Source organism: Paenibacillus sp. JT31N7, assembly GCF_059692095.1.
The window spans coordinates 363,686-381,440 of record NZ_JCAUAT010000001.1; the positions used below are offsets into that span (position 1 = coordinate 363,686).

The following is a 17,755-nucleotide window of genomic DNA, read 5'->3' on the forward strand; positions in this document are numbered from 1 at the left end:
CCGCAACTGCGCGATTTTAAAGCATAGTTGTGCTTATCCCAACTTTCGCAGCATGAAACCGGCAAACAAGCATTGATGTAACTGGGCAAACTGGAAATCCAATTCTGTAGTTGACGCTGAATTAGAGCCGAGAGTTTTTGGCCTGCTTTTGTAGCAATTTCGTTAATGAGATCGAGTAGGTGTTGCAGCTGATTTTGCTCTGCGAAATGTCAATACCTTTGCACAACTGCCCCGGTACATCAATACCAGTATGTTGTAGAGCCTCCTTTCCGTCGCGTGCCTTCAACATCATGGCCGCTCAGTGCTTGCCTTATGCTTAACAGCAAATATCCCTCTTAAAAACTGAAGGCAGCCTAGGACCCAAAAATAAAGTCTTAGACTGCCCCTATTCTAGCGCACTAAAGCTGGGACACGGATGAGACGATCTTATCGATTAGTGACCGAGTCTTTGCTCTTTGCCTGTGCTATGAAACTTGAGGAATAGATAAATTCCGATCAAAACCACGACAATCCCCGACCCAAAAAACCACATTTGAACCCCGAAACGTTCGACGACCGGTCCCGCCAGCACCAGTCCGATCGGGGAGGCCAACAGTCCAATGCTCGTGACAAATGAGAGAACGCGCCCTAATTTCTCAGGTTCATATGACTTCTGAATCATCGCCATATAGGGACCATTGAACAAAGGCGCAGCTGCACCCATGATGAAAGACAAGACGGCAAAAGCAAGGAACGCTTCACTTCCGACCACCCCGCTCAGGACGCAGGCGAATCCAATCGCGCCCAAACTAAGGTTCATATACGTGGAATCCCTCCATTTAGAACCAAGAACCGACAACAGTGCGCCGCCAAGTATCATGCCAATACCGAACACCGCCTCAATCAAGCTGGCGCTATACCCTCCGCGGTTGAAGTGCGACAGCGTTATCAGGGGAAAAAGCATGGCAAGAGGCATAAAAACGACGCTAAAGACAGCCATTGCGACCGTAATCGTGACAACAGGCTTCACAGAAAGGAACGCTTTCCAGCCAAGAGTAAATTCCTTTCGAAACGAAGGCGCTGGAACGGCCTCCGGCTTCGGTTGATGAATCTTGACCAGCAGCAGCATAAGGTTGGCCAATAGAGCGCCCGCCACATCCAAGAGCATTACCAATCCTAAGGAAGTTGCCGAGTAAACCGCTATTCCAAGCGCCGGTCCGAGTACGGTGGACGCCGAGAACACCAACTGATGCCAGCCGGCTACCTTGGTTAATTGTTCCTCCGGCGCAATCAATGGAATCGCGGCCTGGAACGACGGAGCATGGAAGGATGTTGCTGCCGATCGAATGAGCAGTATCGCATAGACAACCCACAAACTCGGATCGCCCCAAAAGAACCAGGCGCCTAGAACCAAACTGGATAACGCAATGGCGCTATCCGCAACCATGATCGTAAGCTTACGATTCCATCGATCAAGCCATACACCGATGAACGGACCCAGGAGCGCTTGCGGCAGGAAGCCGGCGAGACCTGCGATCATCAACACGGCAGCCGAACCTGTTGTCTCGGTCAAATGCCAGATAATTGAAAACTGAACCATAGCGGACGTTAAGATTGAAAAGATTTGTCCGCTGAAAATCAATACGAAGGTTTTTTTCCATTGTCTATGCATCAATGATTTCTCCTTTATTCTGCTCATCGCCTAATTTGCTCATTACTTTAATCGAACAAGCCGATCGTTCTTTACTTCGTACACCTGATCGGCAACGCCCTCGATCAGACGCGCATCGTGGGAGATAAATACGATGGTGCCCAGGTAATTCTGCATCATGGTCTCCAGCGCTTCCACGGCGGGAATATCCAGAAAATTGCTCGGTTCGTCCATAAGCAGGATGTTGTAGCGCCCAAGCAGCAATTGGGCTAACTGGAGCTTTATCATTTCTCCGCCGCTTAATACGGCCAGTTCTTTGCGAACATCCTGATGCGTGAATCCCATTGATGCAAGTACCGCCCGAATGTCCGAAACGGGGTATTCGCAAATTTCCTGCATGAAGGCCATGACGTTCTGATTCCGCTTGAACTTGTAGCCGGTTTGGACAAAGCAGCCGATTTCTGCTTTAGGAGATATCGTAATTCCGTTTTCCCGATCTCTGATCATGTTGAACAGCGTGGTTTTTCCGACCCCGTTGGTGCCGGTGATCGCGATCTTGCTGCCGAGCGGGAACTGGAAAGACACGTTGTCGAAAATCACCTTGTCCCCGAACCGTTTGTGGAGATCTTTGCCCACAATCGGAAATGAATTATGCAATTCCAGCGCTTTGCTCTGACGGAATTGCACGCTGCGTATGGCTTCGGGCGCGTCAACTTCTCCCAGCGAATTGATTCTTCTCTCCATATTTTGGGCAGCATTATGGAGCTTCTTCTGCTTGCTGCCCTGGGATTTCTGATGGCCAAGGCGTCCCCCGCTATCCGTGCTGTTTTTTCTGTCGGCCCCTTTTGTCCTTTGATCAAGCTTGCGGGCTTGACTTTTCTTCTCCTCGATCGCCTGTTCCAGCCGCTCCCGTTCCGCTACATATTGCTTGTATTGTGCAGCCTGTCTTTGTCGTTCCTCTTCCTTTTGTGCCAGATAGTCGGTATAGCCACCCCAATATTCAGTGATTCTTCCGTCTTTCAGCTCCCAGATCTTATCGACGACCCGGTCCAGGAAGTGGCGATCATGACTGATGATGAGCAAAGCTCCAGCGTAATGTTTGAGCCGGTTAACGAGAAAGTCGATGCCTTCCCAGTCCAGATGGCATGTCGGCTCGTCGGCAAAAATGCCGTGTGTCTCTTCAGACAGCGCCTGCGCAATCTTTACCCGTGTCACTTCCCCGCCGCTCATGGACTCCGTTTGCACACGGTCGATGCCTAATTTGCCCATAATGGCGTAATCCTGCACATCTTGGACAATCGCCTCTTCCAACTGAGGAATGTAGGTGAACGTCCCTTCCCTCTTGAGCTTACCTTGCTGTAAGGGGATTTGGCCCAGAAGCGCTTTGAGCAATGTGCTTTTTCCAGTTCCGTTCGCGCCCACAAGACCAATTCGATCGTAATCGTACAATTCCAACTGGTCGATATCGAGCACGTCGCGCCCCAAATATTCCACATATATACTTTCCGCTTTTATCAATAACATAAATTTATCCTCCTTCGATACCGAAGCTTCCGATTTCCGTCCGCAGGCTTTCCTACGGATTTGCGAAAAGAGCATCAAATAAAGAAGTACCAGTGTTTGCCTTGCATCCTCATAACTCCATTTCTCTGAATATTAATGAATCTACAATTTGCCAAACATTTTAAACAATAAAAAATGCAGACCCAAGTCCATTTGCGGGCTTGGGTCTGCATAAATTACGCGTCAGAGCACAGCGAAAGAAGGCACAAAAAAAATGCCGTCCGGACCGCGATCAATGTTCTCATACGCAGAAATAAGCAGCTCAAAAAAAGCCCACATATGTGGTGAAATTCGCTTTTTCTTGAGTGCTTATCTTAAGCGCATAGAGTGAACCACATTGATCGCAACCCTCCTGATTATTGTTCAGTGTATATTAACATCGACCACTGAAACTGTCAATTCGTATTCCGTTCGTTCGTATTCCGTTCGTAATGTCGTATGTAGTTGTTCTATGATAACGTCACCCCATAACTATTCCTTTTAACTCACTTTCGCAGCAAGAAATGGGCAGATAAGCCCTGATGTAGCTGGGCAAAGCGGCGATCCATTGTTGGAGTTGACGCTGAATCAGGGCCGAGAGCTTTTTCCCGGATTTGGAGGCGACTTCCTGGATCAGGTCCAGCAGTTGTTGCAAGGCGGCGGCCCAATCCAACTCGCCTACTTCGTCGCAGAGGAGATAGAATAAGCCGCCAAACGACCGGGCGTCGGTACTTTGCCGATGCTGCCAAGTCAGCAGAATGTAGCGGGAAAAGACTATCGTCTTATGACTCACGAGCAGATCATACGAGCGACCCTGGAATTCTTTTTGCAGGCGCAGCAAGGATTTGGTGCACTTGAAGAACACCTCAATGTCCCAGCGCATCCGGTAGATCCGGATGATGTCGGAGGCCTCCGGCGTCAGATCGGTAGAAAGAAGACCCAGCCACTCGTTTTCTTCGAGCGATGACGAACAAAGGCGGGCGTCACCGGAATGCCCGGAGCCAACTCGGTTCGGATGAAACGAAGAATGTGCTGATTCCTTCCCTCCATACGCGGAGCAACATACAGCTCCTTCAAACTCAAGCGCCTGCCGTTTACGAGATAGCGCTTGTTGTCGTTTTTGACCATACCGATGACATGCAGCCCGCGGCGGAGAATCTCACCAATGAGTGGGGCATGCGTAAACCAGCTGTCCATGAGGACATACGAAGCCGAAAGGCCGCCTTGTAGAGCCCGGTCGAGCATGGTCGCAATGAGCCGAACAAAACGCTTCTTTCCGGCGTTTGTAGCCATGCCTGCGTTTGTCGATGCCCTCCATCATCCCATTGATACCGGAGGTAGCGTAACTGAGCAACGTAAAGTCAATTGTGACAAAGGAATGTCCGTCGGACCAGCCCATGGTCAGCATGCGGAAGCCTATGTAGAAGGCACCTGTGGCATGGTCCTTATAGCGGGCCAGCATTTCAACGGATTTACTTCGATTGCGTTCAAACATGGAATCGCCCAAAATGAACGCCTTCTCCCGGTTCATGGAGGTGAGCGACTCCATGCGCGAGATGGTTTCACCGATCAAAGACAGCAGAAATCGCCGCCAGGCGTAGCCACCATGACTCAAAAAGCGGTGTTTTTCTATTATCCGTCAAGCCTATCATTCCAAGTGCTTTTAATCTATGTCGCATTTATCGTTAAGCCCATTTTCGCTCTGCGAAAGTTGAGTTCTTATCCCCCGACATGTAACATTCGATACAAAAAATAGTTCGCAGTATATGTTACGGGCGATGGATTCCAAATATGTTATGCGACACTTTTATTACCGATATGCAGAGTTAAAATTATCGAATCTTGGAATCTTACTAGGTTTCGGAAGCTATCCACTAGCTTGGAAATATTTCCACCCCCCCATTACCTCCGTTGCAACTCCATTGGATACTCATTTGCCAATAACAGAATGGACGACAAATCCAGAGTCTCGCTTCGCAGCTCCTCATAAAAAACGACTTTCGCATTGTCCGTTGGCTCAATCAATTAAACTTTTTCTGCGTTCCCGATCCAACAGTTCATTTAACGTCATCAAGCTTTCGGCCACAGTCTGATGAGCTGTGTCGATGACGATGTGATCTCGGTCCCAAACATCATACTGCCGGTTCATGACCTTCTCCCAAGTAGGTAGAACAAAACCGGGTATATCGGCTGCACGCGTTTCGACTCGATGCCTGTGTTCACGATCGTCAGAGCAGATCACTTCGATTTCCACAAACGGAGTTTCAAGAGATTCCGCCACGTTGCGCCAATCTTGACGCGTTTCATTGATAGGATTGACAGTATCTGCTATCACGTCAAGGCCCAGCCGAAGATTCTGCGATGCAATCGCATAACACACGATGTAACCCGCAGGTCCGTCGTCCCACGTTCCGGCAACCCGCATAGCCTGCTCCACGATATCGACTCGCAGATACGTTGCCTGTAACTCCCTAGCCAGAGCGGATGATAGCGTGGACTTCCCGGTGCCTGGCAACCCACTAAAGATATAGAGCATGAAGCTCTCCTCCTTCACAGCAACATCAGTACATAACTGCTCGTAACGTAAGGTACTCGTTCTCGTTCTTAGTCTAATGTTTTATTCCCCAGTCTACTACTTTATTTTCCTGGCTTACAAGTTTATTTACCAATTCAGCACTTTAGTCGACGCTCCATCGTCACATGATCCCAGAGACTGCTGCTTATTTCCATCCGTTTATCCGTTTCGTCGTAGCGGCACGATGCCCACCGGGCATCGTGCCATTCCCGGATTACACGAGCGGCAGGGTCGTATTCCCAATACCTCGATCATCTCGCTATCGATGTTAACCAGAAGCGTCTCGGCGGTAACTTTAACTCCAATCAGTAAAGCAATTCCAAATTGCCGTAGACGCAGACCAATTGGATTGTACCCTAGTATGGACAACGGCTGCCTAATCGTGAAGCGAAGCAAGAACGATGACAACAGTATAATCACGATAATGCCTAACATAACAAGTCTCCGTCCCCTTATCTATCGATTTATTGTCGTTGACTGTTCTTTTGGAACGCAAGCATTTGCAAGAGACAACTTACTGATGCGGGATGATTTGCTGTGAACTCAGTTGAGTCAAATGCATCTTTCCAACTATTGCCCTAATTATTTTTTGATTTGGATCCGTGCTTTATTTACGCATAAATAAAGGAAAAAGTCTCCATGTTATCTCAAAAGTTTTGATTGGATGCGAATCATTGACACGCTTCTTTCCTAACAAGTACATCAATCGAAATTGCGATCTCTGGATTGTCCAGGATCGTACGCCATTCGAGCTGGTTGCGGGTCCAAATTATTTTCTGTAGTGCAACTCATCCTGCCTGCGTATTACCCCACATCTAATGAAAAAGAGAGACTGGGAAAATTCCCAGCCTCTGTTGGATAACGATTAAGGTTCATTCGAAGTTGATCAAGCTGTGCTTCCAGCATGTTACCTGCAACTGCTTTCATCATTGTGAAATAGCTAATTCCCCAGTTTTTTCACCCGGCCCATAAGACCGTGGAGTGTCCGGACGAATTCAATTCCGGTTAAATGTCCTAGCCCTCCATAAGCACAATCAATTTCATTGTACCGCCAATTCCGGTCCCTTCGGACGCTAGGCCCGTAGATCAGAATCGGAACGGGATCGCCAGTATGTTCTCCTACCTCACAAGGCGTTGAGTGATCGGCAGCCAATGCGAGATATGTGTTTTCAGGCAGTCCCTGAGCGATAAGCCCCACCATTTTATCGAACTGCTCGATCGCTTTTGCTTTTTCAAGCGGTTCGTTATCGTGACCTTTCAGGTCAGGCGCCTTGAAATGTACCAAAACCATGTCACTGCGGGTGATTTCTTCGATCGCCAGTTTAGCTTTCAGCTCAATATTCGTATCCATATTTCCTGTCATACTGCTATCCGTGATGGCTTTAAAGCCGGCCAGCCGTGCAACACCGAGAACCGTACTTTCTCCCGCGATGCAGCTTCCTTTTATATTTAGTTCATCCGTGACCGGCTCAAGACGAGCCATCTTCCCCGCTCCCCTGGTAAGAATAAAATTAGCGGGCAGTTTGCCCTGTTCGATACGTTTTGCATTGACCGGATGATCCGATAAGATGGCGTGAAATTTAGAAAGAAGCTTATTCAGGATCGATGCCGTTCTCTTGGACTCCTCGGAATCGTCCAGCGGCTGTACCTCTTGATACGGGCATCCATCGTTCGGGGCTTTAGGGTCCGAATCGCTTATATGTTCGCTCAATCCGGCTCCCCGCAGGATAAGTACAGCTCGATGTTCCGTTGCCGGTTTAAAATACACTTTTACCCCTTGAAGCTCCAAACCGTCGATCGCATCCGCGATTTCATCCGTTCCCTGCCGTATCCGTCCCGCTCTGCGATCGACAACGATTCCGTTGTCATCCACCGTGGCGAAATTGCACCGAAGTACGACATCTCCTGCCTGAACATTCATTCCGATTCCCAAAGCCTCGATCGGCCCCCGTCCGGGATAATGATGCGGCTGGTAGCCGAATAAAATCATATGCCCCATATCCGTACCCACGGGAATGCCGGAACCGATCAAATCCATCATGCCTGAAATGCCCATCAAAGCTAGCTTGTCCAAATGTGGCGTCTTCGCGAATTCCAACGGCGTTTCATGATTAAGCAATGGGTGGGGGCGGTCTCCTACCCCGTCAGCAATGGCTAAAATAACTTTTTTATGCAGCATGGTATCCTCCTAATGTTCTATATTCCGATTACTTTAAACCAGGTGAATATGGCCAAGCTGATCACGCAAGCACCGATAAAGCATGTAACGACCGCATATTTCACTTGATCCAATACGGTAAAATATCCTGTCCCGAAATAGATGGTATTCACCTTGGAATGCGGCGGAAGCGTGATGGTGTACGTCATGGTCATGGCTGCGGCTAAAGCTAGCGGGACTGGGTCCATTCCGAGCGTTTTGGCCAGTGCGATGAATGCCGGTATTAAGATCGTCACTCGGACGGTTTTGCTTGTAAAGATAAGATGGCTGTACATGCTGAGGAACACCACCACGATATAAACCAGAACATGGTTCATCTGCTCTAATCCCAGAGCGGCTACGACTTTGCTGATGATCCATTCTGCGCCTTTCGATTTATCCAGCGCATTACCGACCGCATAGGCACCTGCCGCGAAAATCATCAGCTCCCATTTGATGTTGGTCTCTTTCCATGTCAGCAAACCGACTCGGGGCAAGAGACACAGGAGCGCAGACAGCACGGCCGTTTGTTCCGTACTGATCTCGAAACCAAACCAAGCCTTGTGATAGTCACCGGTCGCCCATAGAATGACAGTAAAAATAAAGATCGCCACAGCCTTCTTTTCATCCAGGGAAAACGAGCCCAACTTCTTTAACTCATCCCTAAGAGTATCCATAGCATTTGTGAAATTGTTTTCATCCTTGAATGAAAACAGCTTTAATCCGACGAAGAACGTGATGAGCATCGTAACGATCGCAGTGGGCATAGAGGCCAGAAGCCAATCCATGTAGCCGATGTTGCCCCCTGCCTGGTCATTAATGAATCCGACTGCGATGATGTTTCCCGAAGTAGCCGTCATGACACCCGATGTCGCAATCGCGTCTGCTTGAATTCCTTGAAGCATCATCGTTTTTCCAAGGTTGCTTTTACCCGGTATCGCTTTGTAGACTTCCAGCAAAATTAGGCAAATAGGTACCATAAGTGTAGCTCTAGCCGTAGTGGAAGGAACGAAGAAGGCGAGAATAAAATTGATGACAATTAATAAGAACAACGTCGTTTTCGGCGTCTTACCGAACTTGGTGACCATCCATAACGATAACCTTCTGCCCAAATTCGACTTGATCATGGCAGCGGTGAGAATAAACGCGGAGACCATCAGCCAGATGACGTCGTACCCTAAAGTTTCAAACGCGACCGATTGATCCTTAACAGCTCCGACTAAAGGAAGCAGTAAAATCGCAAGGATGGATGTCAAATAAATAGGAATCGGGGTGGTAATCCAAAGAATGAGCGCTCCGGTGAATATGGCGATCGAACTTTGGGCTTGCGCGCTCATGCCTTCAGGCGTCGGCATAAAGAAAAGTAGCAATACGACCGTAATGGCCAGGGGAATCCCCCACTTCTTCATCCTTTCCTCGATCTTGCTCTTTTTCTTGGTCGGCGGCTGTTTGACATCACTTTCTACGCTCTCTTTGACCTCAGACATCTTGTGCCCTCCCCGTCTAGTGATAACGCTTTCATTTTAGGTAATATCTTTCTGCCAATCAATTTGATTTTATTCTTGTAATCATCACATCTTGTTATTGTTCCCGCCCTTCTCTTTCCACTGCTCCCCATTAGGATCATTGAATTTACCGGTCGCATCCACAACGATATCCACTCCGTACTCCCGCCAAGAGATGCGTTCCGGCTCCCTTTCACATCGGACATCCACTCGCCGACCGTCCACGGTAAGTGAATGCCGCTTACAGTAATGTCGGCATCCCACGTTCCATGCACGGAATCATACTTTAATAAGTGAGCGATTGTATCAATTGGATAAGATGAATTGATAGCTCTCAAAGGAATAGAAGGAGTACGATCCGATAAAATTTTACGAATGAATAGTCGCCCAATTCTCCCTGTACCGCTGATTCCAACGCCAATAGTCAAAACGTGCACCTTCCAAATTAAATAATGGACTTATTGAAATTTGCATATCGGCCGCCTGACTTCCGAAAGAATTACAAACATCATTCATTCATTCATTCATTGAATCCCCTTCCTTTTGTTTATTTTTGTTTGCAGTTTTAGTATATTAACGATAGTTGCATCAATCAATTTGATTATCTTTATTAAACAATAACAAATCGTTATAGTACAATTTCCGTGAAAGGTGACCTGTCCATGAACTTCAGCAAACTGCAAACTTTCATCACTCTGTCCGAATGCTTGAACTTTACCGAAGCGGCCGAATTACTCTATTGCTCCCAACCGTCCGTAAGCATGCAAATTCAAAGCATTGAGGCGGAGTTGGGGGTATCACTTTTCGACCGGATCGGCAAAAAGCTTTACCTGACCAAACAAGGCGAGCACTTCAAGCCTTATGCAGAGCAAATGATTAACCTGCTGCATTCAGCTAAAGATCATATCAGGCAGCTGGAGGACTTATCCTATGGAACATTGTCGTTCGGTGCGAGCAATTTTGTGGGCGTCTATCTGCTCCCCATGATCCTGCGCGATTATTCCAAAACTTTTCCAAATATTAAAATCAACATGAGCATTACTTCTTCTAGTCATCTTATTCACATGTTGGAATCTAATAAAGTTGAATTTCTTATTCTGTCTGATCGGGTTTTGATGGATGAATCCCGTTTTGAAAGTAAAACTTTTTACGAGGACGAGCTTGTCCTTATTGTCAATCCTTTGCACCCGCTTGCCGCAAAACCGGATTGTACCCTACAGGACTTGGCCAACGAAACGTTCATTATAAAACCTGATAAATCGGCCACGCGAAGTTACTTGGAAGGAAAGTTTGAGGAATTAAGGTTTACTCCACCCAAATATCTGGAAATCAGCAACTTGGAAGGAATTAAACAAGCGGTCATTCATGAACTTGGCATATCGATTGTTTCTAACTTTGCCATTGAACAAGAAGTTAAAAGCGGATTAATCGTCAAAATACCCGTAAAAGGGGTTACCTTCACCAGGGGGATCTGTTATGTGTATCATCGTCAAAAACATCTTTCACCTGCGGCGAAACAACTTGTTTCGTTATTAGATCATTTCTATGAAATCCGGGACCCCTTAAAATAAGATCCGCCCAAAAAAGTTATTTTATCCGATACTTGGAAAGCCGTTTATGCGGATATCAACGCATAATAAAAGAAGAATGCGGCTGCTATCGGTCCTCATTCTTCTTTTGTTATGGAAATATGTCCATGATATAGAGCGCTGGGACAACTTTCAATTTGCCAATTTCCTAGTGCCCGTTCATTTTCTTATTACATTCAGTATTCGCGCGCTGCATCGAACCAGCGTTGAGCCAACTCCTCTGTTATAGGCCGGCCAATCAAGTGGTCAGACTGGCTGAGCTGCCATACCGCTTCACCAAGGTCTTCTCGTTCGGTGGTTTCAATGCCTTTGAGGGTGTTGAAGCGCACGGTGAAAGCGGTAATGGCTGCCTCTGCATCGGCCATGTTGCGGGCCTCGGCCAAGGTTGCTTTTGCAACATCGTAAGCTTCGTTAGCCTGCTTGGCCAGACGTTTAGGCCAGGACGAGAACGGGCGGCCAAACTCGGTCGTCCACCACTCAGGCTTTCGTAACTGGCTCACTGAAGCATGGTCGGTCCACGGACGGGTTTTAGCGCGTGTTTTCATTTGCTGTTTTAGTCGCTTGCCAGCGATCTCTTCCACATTGTAGGCGATAAATCTGTCAAGCAACGGCCACGCGTTTAATGTCGGCAAGTCCCCCAGATCAGGCATGAAGCGCAGCTCCAGATTCGTTAACCGGGCATGACGAGCCAATAAGTCCACGTCGCAGAAGTTCCCCCACAAACTCAGTGAGTTAAGGTTTGGGAACCGGATTAGACACTCCAACGAGATGGGCTGTCCCAGCGGTGCGTTTTGTAGTGTCAGGCTCGTTACCTGGTGCAACTCACCCATGTCGGGCAGCAAGAAAGGCGTATCATTCTTGCGCCGGCCGGTGCGCGGCGCTAGAGTCAGAGAAGATGGCATATCGCCAGTGGCCGAAAAGCGTGATAGATCGCCGGACACACTCAGGCGGAAGTGCCGCTTCGGAAGCTTCAGGCTCAGAGGCCCCGTTGACTGGTCCAACTTGATATGCAAGCCATGCAAATTGGACTGACTGGCGTCCACCAGCGTATCTGCAGACAGGACCGGAGTCCACGTCATCTCTTCAATGGGACGTTTCTGCGCCCAGTCAAAGAAGCCTGTGTCACTGCCTGTATAATGCAGAAATCGCGGCCAGGGAGAGCCCGCCGGCGTCGCAAAGACATCAAATACGGTCCAATCGATGTGCGCATCAGGCGCGACATGAAGGTCTGCCTTCTTCCCCAATTGCGACGGTCCAATGGATAGACTGCCCACACCGGGCTGAAGGACAAGAGTGTGACTACGAGGACCTGTCAGGTCGATAGGATAACGACCGACTTCTCTAACAGAACCAGCAGAAAGACGAGCTTGGTTATCATTTGGCATGTCTATCATCCTTTCTTCTAAAACATATCAAGTTATTTCGGCAAGTGCAGAAATCGGTTCATGACAGCAAGGAGTCTATGCCGCTAGTTTTGTCCTATTTAGGGTACGGTTCATCCAGCCGTGCAATGACTTCCGAGCGGGCTTGTTCGGTGAAGCGAATTACCCCGTTTTCCTGAACGATCATCCCTTCCCGTATCCGCTCATCCAGCCAGTCGCTTATCCAGCCGGGAGCATACCCACCTTGACTGAACTCACCGCCAAAAACGATAATTTTCTCATATACATCCAGATATTGTTGAAGGCTCGTATTCGGATAAGAGTTCGTGTAAAGCCAGAACTGCACATCGTACATCAGAGTAGAAAGCTCATCTGCATGGAAGGAAAAGTGTCCCTTCTCTTCAACGATTCGGGTACAGACTTTGCGGATCTTCTGCTCAAGCTGGTCCACGTCAGGCACACGGCTGCACAGCTCTTCCAGCAAGGGTGAGAATTTTCCTGCGGCTACTTTGCGCAGATCCTCCTCTTTGTCTTCTTGAGAGGTATCGTATTCCTCCTCACTCACCAGGCCGCGTATAAACGACTCGAAGTCTTGAGCCAGGAACGTAATCTCATAATTGTCTTCCTGATCCACATGAATCACCTCGGGTTCGCCGTCCCTCCCGCAGTTCCGGTAATCCAGCATCACCACATCATGGCCTGCCGAAGGGCAGTCACAAATCACCACGCCGATGTCAGGATAGCCCCACTCCTCAATCATGAACGGGCTGCCAAGATCTCCGCCGAGTGAATAGCTTTTCTCGCGACCAATGCCCATAATGCCCGTAATCGCAATATGATCCTCGGCCCATGAGGTCGCGTCCTGCGTCGGAAAACAAGTATTATAAGGAACTCCCCCATTGTGCTGCTTCATCAGACTGATATAAGAGGAAGGAAGCTTGTAACCGAGCTCTTCCTCTACAGAAGCAATCAGCTCATCCGTGGGCGGGGCAGAAACATATTCTCTTAGCGCATAATCACTATCGTCCCAAAAATCGGACAGATCCATCCCTTCAAAAGGAGCTGAAGCCGTCGCCAAATCATTATGCCGCTCTCTGATTGCCCGTCTGGCCGCAGCGTGTTGTGCTTTGCGCAGCTTGCGCTGGCTGGAGTTCAGTAACATGGCCGTATTCTTATCGTCAGGATCGAGGTCATGGGCGATACCCAGCACTCTCACTGCTTCCTCGTATCGATTCAAATAGTAGTAGGAATACCCCACACGAAAATGCCACAAACGGTCATTTTGCCCCTGTTCCGCAATCATCGCAAACTGTTCAAGCGCTTCTTCATAACGTCCCAGATTGTTATACGCTCTTGCCAGACTGCCGACCACCTCGTAGTCTCTGTCCTCTGGAGGAATCTCCATCAGGGTGTCTACAATCTTCTGGTGTTCATCATCTTCATGCCACTGGGTAAGCTGTACCCTTAGTTCTTTGTCCATCGTCTACCTCCCCAAGCGTATAAGTAAGATACTAGTGTATAGAGAATTATGGTTTTCCCTATTCTACCAGATGGGATGTAGGTATTGGAAATGGGCTTGTCGCTTATGTTAAGGCTCACCCCGCTGTCAGTAACGACAAGTTTTAGGGCCATCCCTTTGCGGGATGGCCCTTTCTCTGAAAAATCGAACAGCTTACCCGTCAGCGTAAACCTCTTCATCAATCACAAGAATCGGCACAAGGAAACATCTTCTCATCCATTAGTTCGTACTAGTAACAAGCACTAGATCCAAGTATCATTGGCTGCTGTTAATTCGGACTCAGTACCGCCAGTGTTTACAACACTTTTAGGCTCCACCAACATGATATGGCATTCTTTTTCGGCGGAAGGCTTCATCTCTACTCCCCTCGGGACGATAAACATCTCACCCTTTGAAATTTTCACTTGGCCATCTCGAAAATCAATGATCATCTCCCCTTCGAGTGCGATAAATACCTTATCGGTATCTTGATGAACGTGCCATACATAATCCCCGGCAATCTTAATAAGCTTAAAGTGTAAAAAACTCTCTTAGAGCGATATTTAAATCCTCAAAATTTCGTTCTATTTATGATACGGTTCAGCTTAACGGGTCTATCGGCGAACATTGCTAAAGGAAGTGCCGAGCTTAATCCTCGCTATTCAACCTGGTACGTGCATGAAAAGTTACCTTTGTCCCTGTATCTACCGTACTTTGGATATCGAGTCCGGTTCCAAAGTGCCGTTTTAATCGCTGATCCGTATTAATCAATCCGACTCCCGAACTGCTGTCTGCTTTTCTTTCCAGTATTCTTTGTAATTGATCTTTGTCCATTCCAATCCCATCGTCTTCAACGGTTATCTCTGCATGCGTGTCATAGACAGAAACCCGAATAACAATCTTGCCTCCGCGGGTGCGCTTCATAACTCCATGTCTTATCGCATTTTCCACGAGAGGCTGGATCGTAAGAAATGGGATTTTTAATTCCGCATAGTCATCTATCTCCCAAATGATCTGCAGCCTTTCTTCGAAACGGATCTTTTCTATATATAAGTAAGAGCGCACTAGACTTAGCTCCTCTTCAATCGGAACAAGTCCATTCGGATTTTCGAATTTAAATTTATTTCTCAAAAAATTGCTGAGCTCATGGAGCAGATGACCCATCTTATCTAAATTAATGTCACTTAAAGCTATTACTGAATTTAATGCATTAAATAAAAAATGGGGCTGAATTTGCGCTTGAAGCCAGGCAGCTTCTAATTGCAATTGTTCACGAACGATTTGTTTAATCGTTGTTAGTGCCTCGATCCGTGATTTTATTTCTAGGGCCTCCACCGGTTTCGTCACATAATCGTTTGCTCCCGCCAAAAATCCACTCTGAATATCTGTCGGTTGACTTCTTGCGGTAAGGAGCAGAATAGGGAGCTCAGTGAGTGTATATCGCTCGCGAATTATCCGTGTCAGCTCATAACCGGACATCTGCGGCATCATAATATCAGAGATGACCAGATCCCATTCCTTGGTATCCAGTACTGCTAACGCTTCTTTACCGCTCGTTACCATCGTCACCTCATATTCTTCCGGCGGTAGAATGGTTTCAAGCACTTGAAGGTTGATAGGATCATCATCAACAATTAACAAGTGCGGACGATTGCGATGCACGTCTAATAGAAGGGTTGGTTTCACAGCCGGCGGGATATCCGCCTTTTCCCCGTTTATCAAGACATTTTCTTGAATCGGCATGGTTCGTAACGGTAATGGTTCAAGTGAACTCGTCCTATCCTTCTCTTCCTCCACCTCCATGCCTGCCAGCTTTAATGAAAATTTAAATGTTGAGCCTTTTCCTACAACAGAGGACACAGCTAACGTACCTTCATGAAGCTCAACCAGTTGCTTGCTTATACTCAAACCTAACCCGAAGCCGCCTTCAATCATGGTCTCACTCGTGCTGGCTTGCTCATACGGACGGAATAGGCGCTTAAGCATGTTTTCATCCATTCCGATCCCGGTATCCGCAATAACGATATAGGCTCGTCCCTCTTTCGCAAAAGCTCGAATCGAAATGACCCCATCATTCGTATATTTCACTGCATTATGAAGTAAATTGAAAATAATTTGAGTAACCCGGTTCTCATCCGCATGTACGGGAGGAAAATCTTCAGGAATTTGATTGGCAATTTGGACAGCCTTCACTTCTGCATTCAATTGCAGCATATCAAGCACTCCGGTCACAATCGGCTGAATAAATAGGACTCTTTTCTTTATACGTGGGTTGCCCTCCCGTAAACTCATCACATCAATCAAATCATTTATTATCAATGTCACTCGACGCCCTACAGATAAAATAGTTTCAAGCTCTTTGATACTCCTTTCCTGCAACAAATGCCTTTCCCGTTTTAAAACGGATTGTGACATATTAAGCATGCTATGAAGCGGATTTTTAAATTCATGTGAAGTATTTGCGAGAAATTGATCTTTATGGTCATTCATCCTTTGCAAGGTTGTCGCAAGCTCTTTCGTGTTCGCATACATGTTAAAATAATCTTTAAACCATACAGCGGCTAAACAGCCCATCGCAATAATCATATCGAACGGATAGTAGACAAGACTCAAACCGCTATCCAGCAAGATTGCCGACCAAAGAAGATGGTTCATCAACGCAAGAAAAGAGAAAAGCAGTAAAAGATTGCTCTTTAAACCTTTGATTACTTTTTTAAACATTGTAATCAACGTGACAACTGCAGCAATACCAAATAATAGATAATAAACTGGAAAGAGCATAATCACTTGAGATGGATCTAAAAACAAAGTGATGCCGGCAGTCCCTAGATTCATTACTTTATAGACAGGGTACATCCTACGCCAATATGGAAGCTCGCGATGATTCGTACACTGGAGCAAAGCATAGGCTGCCATAACGAGAGCAGTGTTCGATATCCGGAAATCCCAAACACTGCCAATATAAAATATTTGGTGGAACAACTTCTCATCAACACTAAATACACTCGTGATCGTTACACATAATGCAAGCAAACTGAAATAAAGCAGCTTCTTTTCCTTATTTCCTAGTAAATACAAAATAAGTGCATAGACAGCATGCATAGTAAATATAATCGCTGCCAAAAACTGCATAGAAACGGAAGCTTTCATCTCTTTGGCAATGGCTTCTTCTGAACCAAATTTAATGGATCGGACAATGCCCCCGCTTCGACTATCCACATAATTTGCCGCCTGAATGACGAGTTCGATTACACCGTTTTCGTCTGCTGTAAAGGTTGTAGAATAAGGTAGGTCCTTCGAAATATATTCATCCTTTGTTGTCGCCACCTGTCCGGATTTAGTAAGCAATCGACCGTTTACATATAATTCTGATGAAGTGCGTACGCTAGGCACGCGAATACTATAATTAAGGTCCTTTTCCGGATTTACATAAAGTCGCAAGCGATAAGAACCAAATCCGTATGGCGTTGACTTCTCAGCATGCAAAGCTTCATTCCATCTTCCCGGAACGTGAATAAGCCTTGGCTCACTCTCGCCAAATCCTTGTTGGTGCCTGCCACCCATCAGCCATTGTGAAGGATAAAACTCCCATTCCCCATCAAGTAAAACAATTTCCCCGTCTTCTGCATTCCAATTGCGTAAATCGAATTGCCCGTTTTTAATTGGCTCATGTTTTTGATCACGAAACATTTCCATCCACAAAATGCGCGAACCGGATAAAATAATCAATAATAATCCTAGCATTACTAGCATATAGCTTTTCTTTATTTGGTATTTTGATGTATGATTTCCCAAGAAATGTACCTCTCCTATTCGTTTGGACTTCTATACCATTTA

General features: G+C 46.9%; 10 protein-coding genes and 3 pseudogenes. 1 reads left to right on the forward strand and 12 read right to left on the reverse strand.

Going from position 1 to position 17,755, the window contains the following annotated elements; translation table 11 throughout:
* Nucleotides 1-41 precede the first annotated feature (41 nt).
* The 8 genes and pseudogenes from AC58P5_RS01590 to AC58P5_RS01625 all read right to left on the reverse strand — a co-directional run.
* Nucleotides 42-188: pseudogene (locus AC58P5_RS01590) on the reverse strand (IS4 family transposase); the annotation flags it as partial.
* Nucleotides 189-433: 245 nt separating this feature from the next.
* A complete protein-coding gene (locus AC58P5_RS01595; RefSeq protein ID WP_497384166.1) occupies nucleotides 434-1,651 on the reverse strand; it encodes an MFS transporter in 1,218 nt (405 codons plus the stop codon).
* A 42-nt stretch (nucleotides 1,652-1,693) separates the two neighbouring features.
* Nucleotides 1,694-3,154: an Msr family ABC-F type ribosomal protection protein gene (locus AC58P5_RS01600; protein WP_497384168.1), complete on the reverse strand. Its 1,461-nt coding sequence runs from the start codon at nucleotides 3,152-3,154 to the stop codon at nucleotides 1,694-1,696.
* Nucleotides 3,155-3,653: 499 nt separating this feature from the next.
* Nucleotides 3,654-4,796, reverse strand: a pseudogene (locus tag AC58P5_RS01605) (IS4 family transposase); the annotation flags it as partial.
* Nucleotides 4,797-5,189: 393 nt separating this feature from the next.
* Nucleotides 5,190-5,708 (reverse strand): P-loop nucleotide/nucleoside kinase family protein, encoded by a 519-nt coding sequence (locus AC58P5_RS01610; protein WP_497384169.1) that lies wholly within the window; start codon nucleotides 5,706-5,708, stop codon nucleotides 5,190-5,192.
* Between the two features lie 979 nt (nucleotides 5,709-6,687).
* Nucleotides 6,688-7,926, reverse strand: coding sequence for a 2,3-bisphosphoglycerate-independent phosphoglycerate mutase (locus AC58P5_RS01615; protein WP_497384170.1), 1,239 nt, complete (start codon nucleotides 7,924-7,926; stop codon nucleotides 6,688-6,690).
* A 17-nt stretch (nucleotides 7,927-7,943) separates the two neighbouring features.
* On the reverse strand, nucleotides 7,944-9,431 hold the full coding sequence (locus tag AC58P5_RS01620; RefSeq protein ID WP_497384171.1) for an SLC13 family permease: 1,488 nt from the start codon (nucleotides 9,429-9,431) through the stop codon (nucleotides 7,944-7,946).
* Nucleotides 9,432-9,626: 195 nt separating this feature from the next.
* Nucleotides 9,627-9,886: pseudogene (locus AC58P5_RS01625) on the reverse strand (glyceraldehyde 3-phosphate dehydrogenase NAD-binding domain-containing protein); the annotation flags it as partial.
* Nucleotides 9,887-10,111: 225 nt separating this feature from the next.
* On the opposite strand from AC58P5_RS01625, the gene AC58P5_RS01630 reads away from it, so the two are divergent.
* The gene (locus AC58P5_RS01630; RefSeq protein ID WP_497384172.1) at nucleotides 10,112-11,020 is read left to right on the forward strand and encodes a LysR family transcriptional regulator; all 909 of its coding nucleotides are present in this window, start codon (nucleotides 10,112-10,114) and stop codon (nucleotides 11,018-11,020) included.
* Between the two features lie 194 nt (nucleotides 11,021-11,214).
* Here the strand turns inward: AC58P5_RS01630 and AC58P5_RS01635 are convergent, their stop codons facing one another.
* The 4 genes from AC58P5_RS01635 to AC58P5_RS01650 all read right to left on the reverse strand — a co-directional run bounded on the left by AC58P5_RS01635 (nucleotide 11,215) and on the right by AC58P5_RS01650 (nucleotide 17,713).
* Entirely contained in the window at nucleotides 11,215-12,423 is a 1,209-nt protein-coding gene (locus tag AC58P5_RS01635) for a hypothetical protein (protein ID WP_497384173.1), read from the reverse strand.
* Between the two features lie 94 nt (nucleotides 12,424-12,517).
* The gene (locus AC58P5_RS01640; RefSeq protein WP_497384174.1) at nucleotides 12,518-13,900 is read right to left on the reverse strand and encodes an SMI1/KNR4 family protein; all 1,383 of its coding nucleotides are present in this window, start codon (nucleotides 13,898-13,900) and stop codon (nucleotides 12,518-12,520) included.
* 281 nt (nucleotides 13,901-14,181) lie between these two features.
* The gene (locus tag AC58P5_RS01645; protein WP_497386006.1) at nucleotides 14,182-14,445 is read right to left on the reverse strand and encodes a cupin domain-containing protein; all 264 of its coding nucleotides are present in this window, start codon (nucleotides 14,443-14,445) and stop codon (nucleotides 14,182-14,184) included.
* A 121-nt stretch (nucleotides 14,446-14,566) separates the two neighbouring features.
* Nucleotides 14,567-17,713, reverse strand: coding sequence for a hybrid sensor histidine kinase/response regulator (locus AC58P5_RS01650; RefSeq protein WP_497384176.1), 3,147 nt, complete (start codon nucleotides 17,711-17,713; stop codon nucleotides 14,567-14,569).
* Nucleotides 17,714-17,755 lie beyond the last annotated feature (42 nt).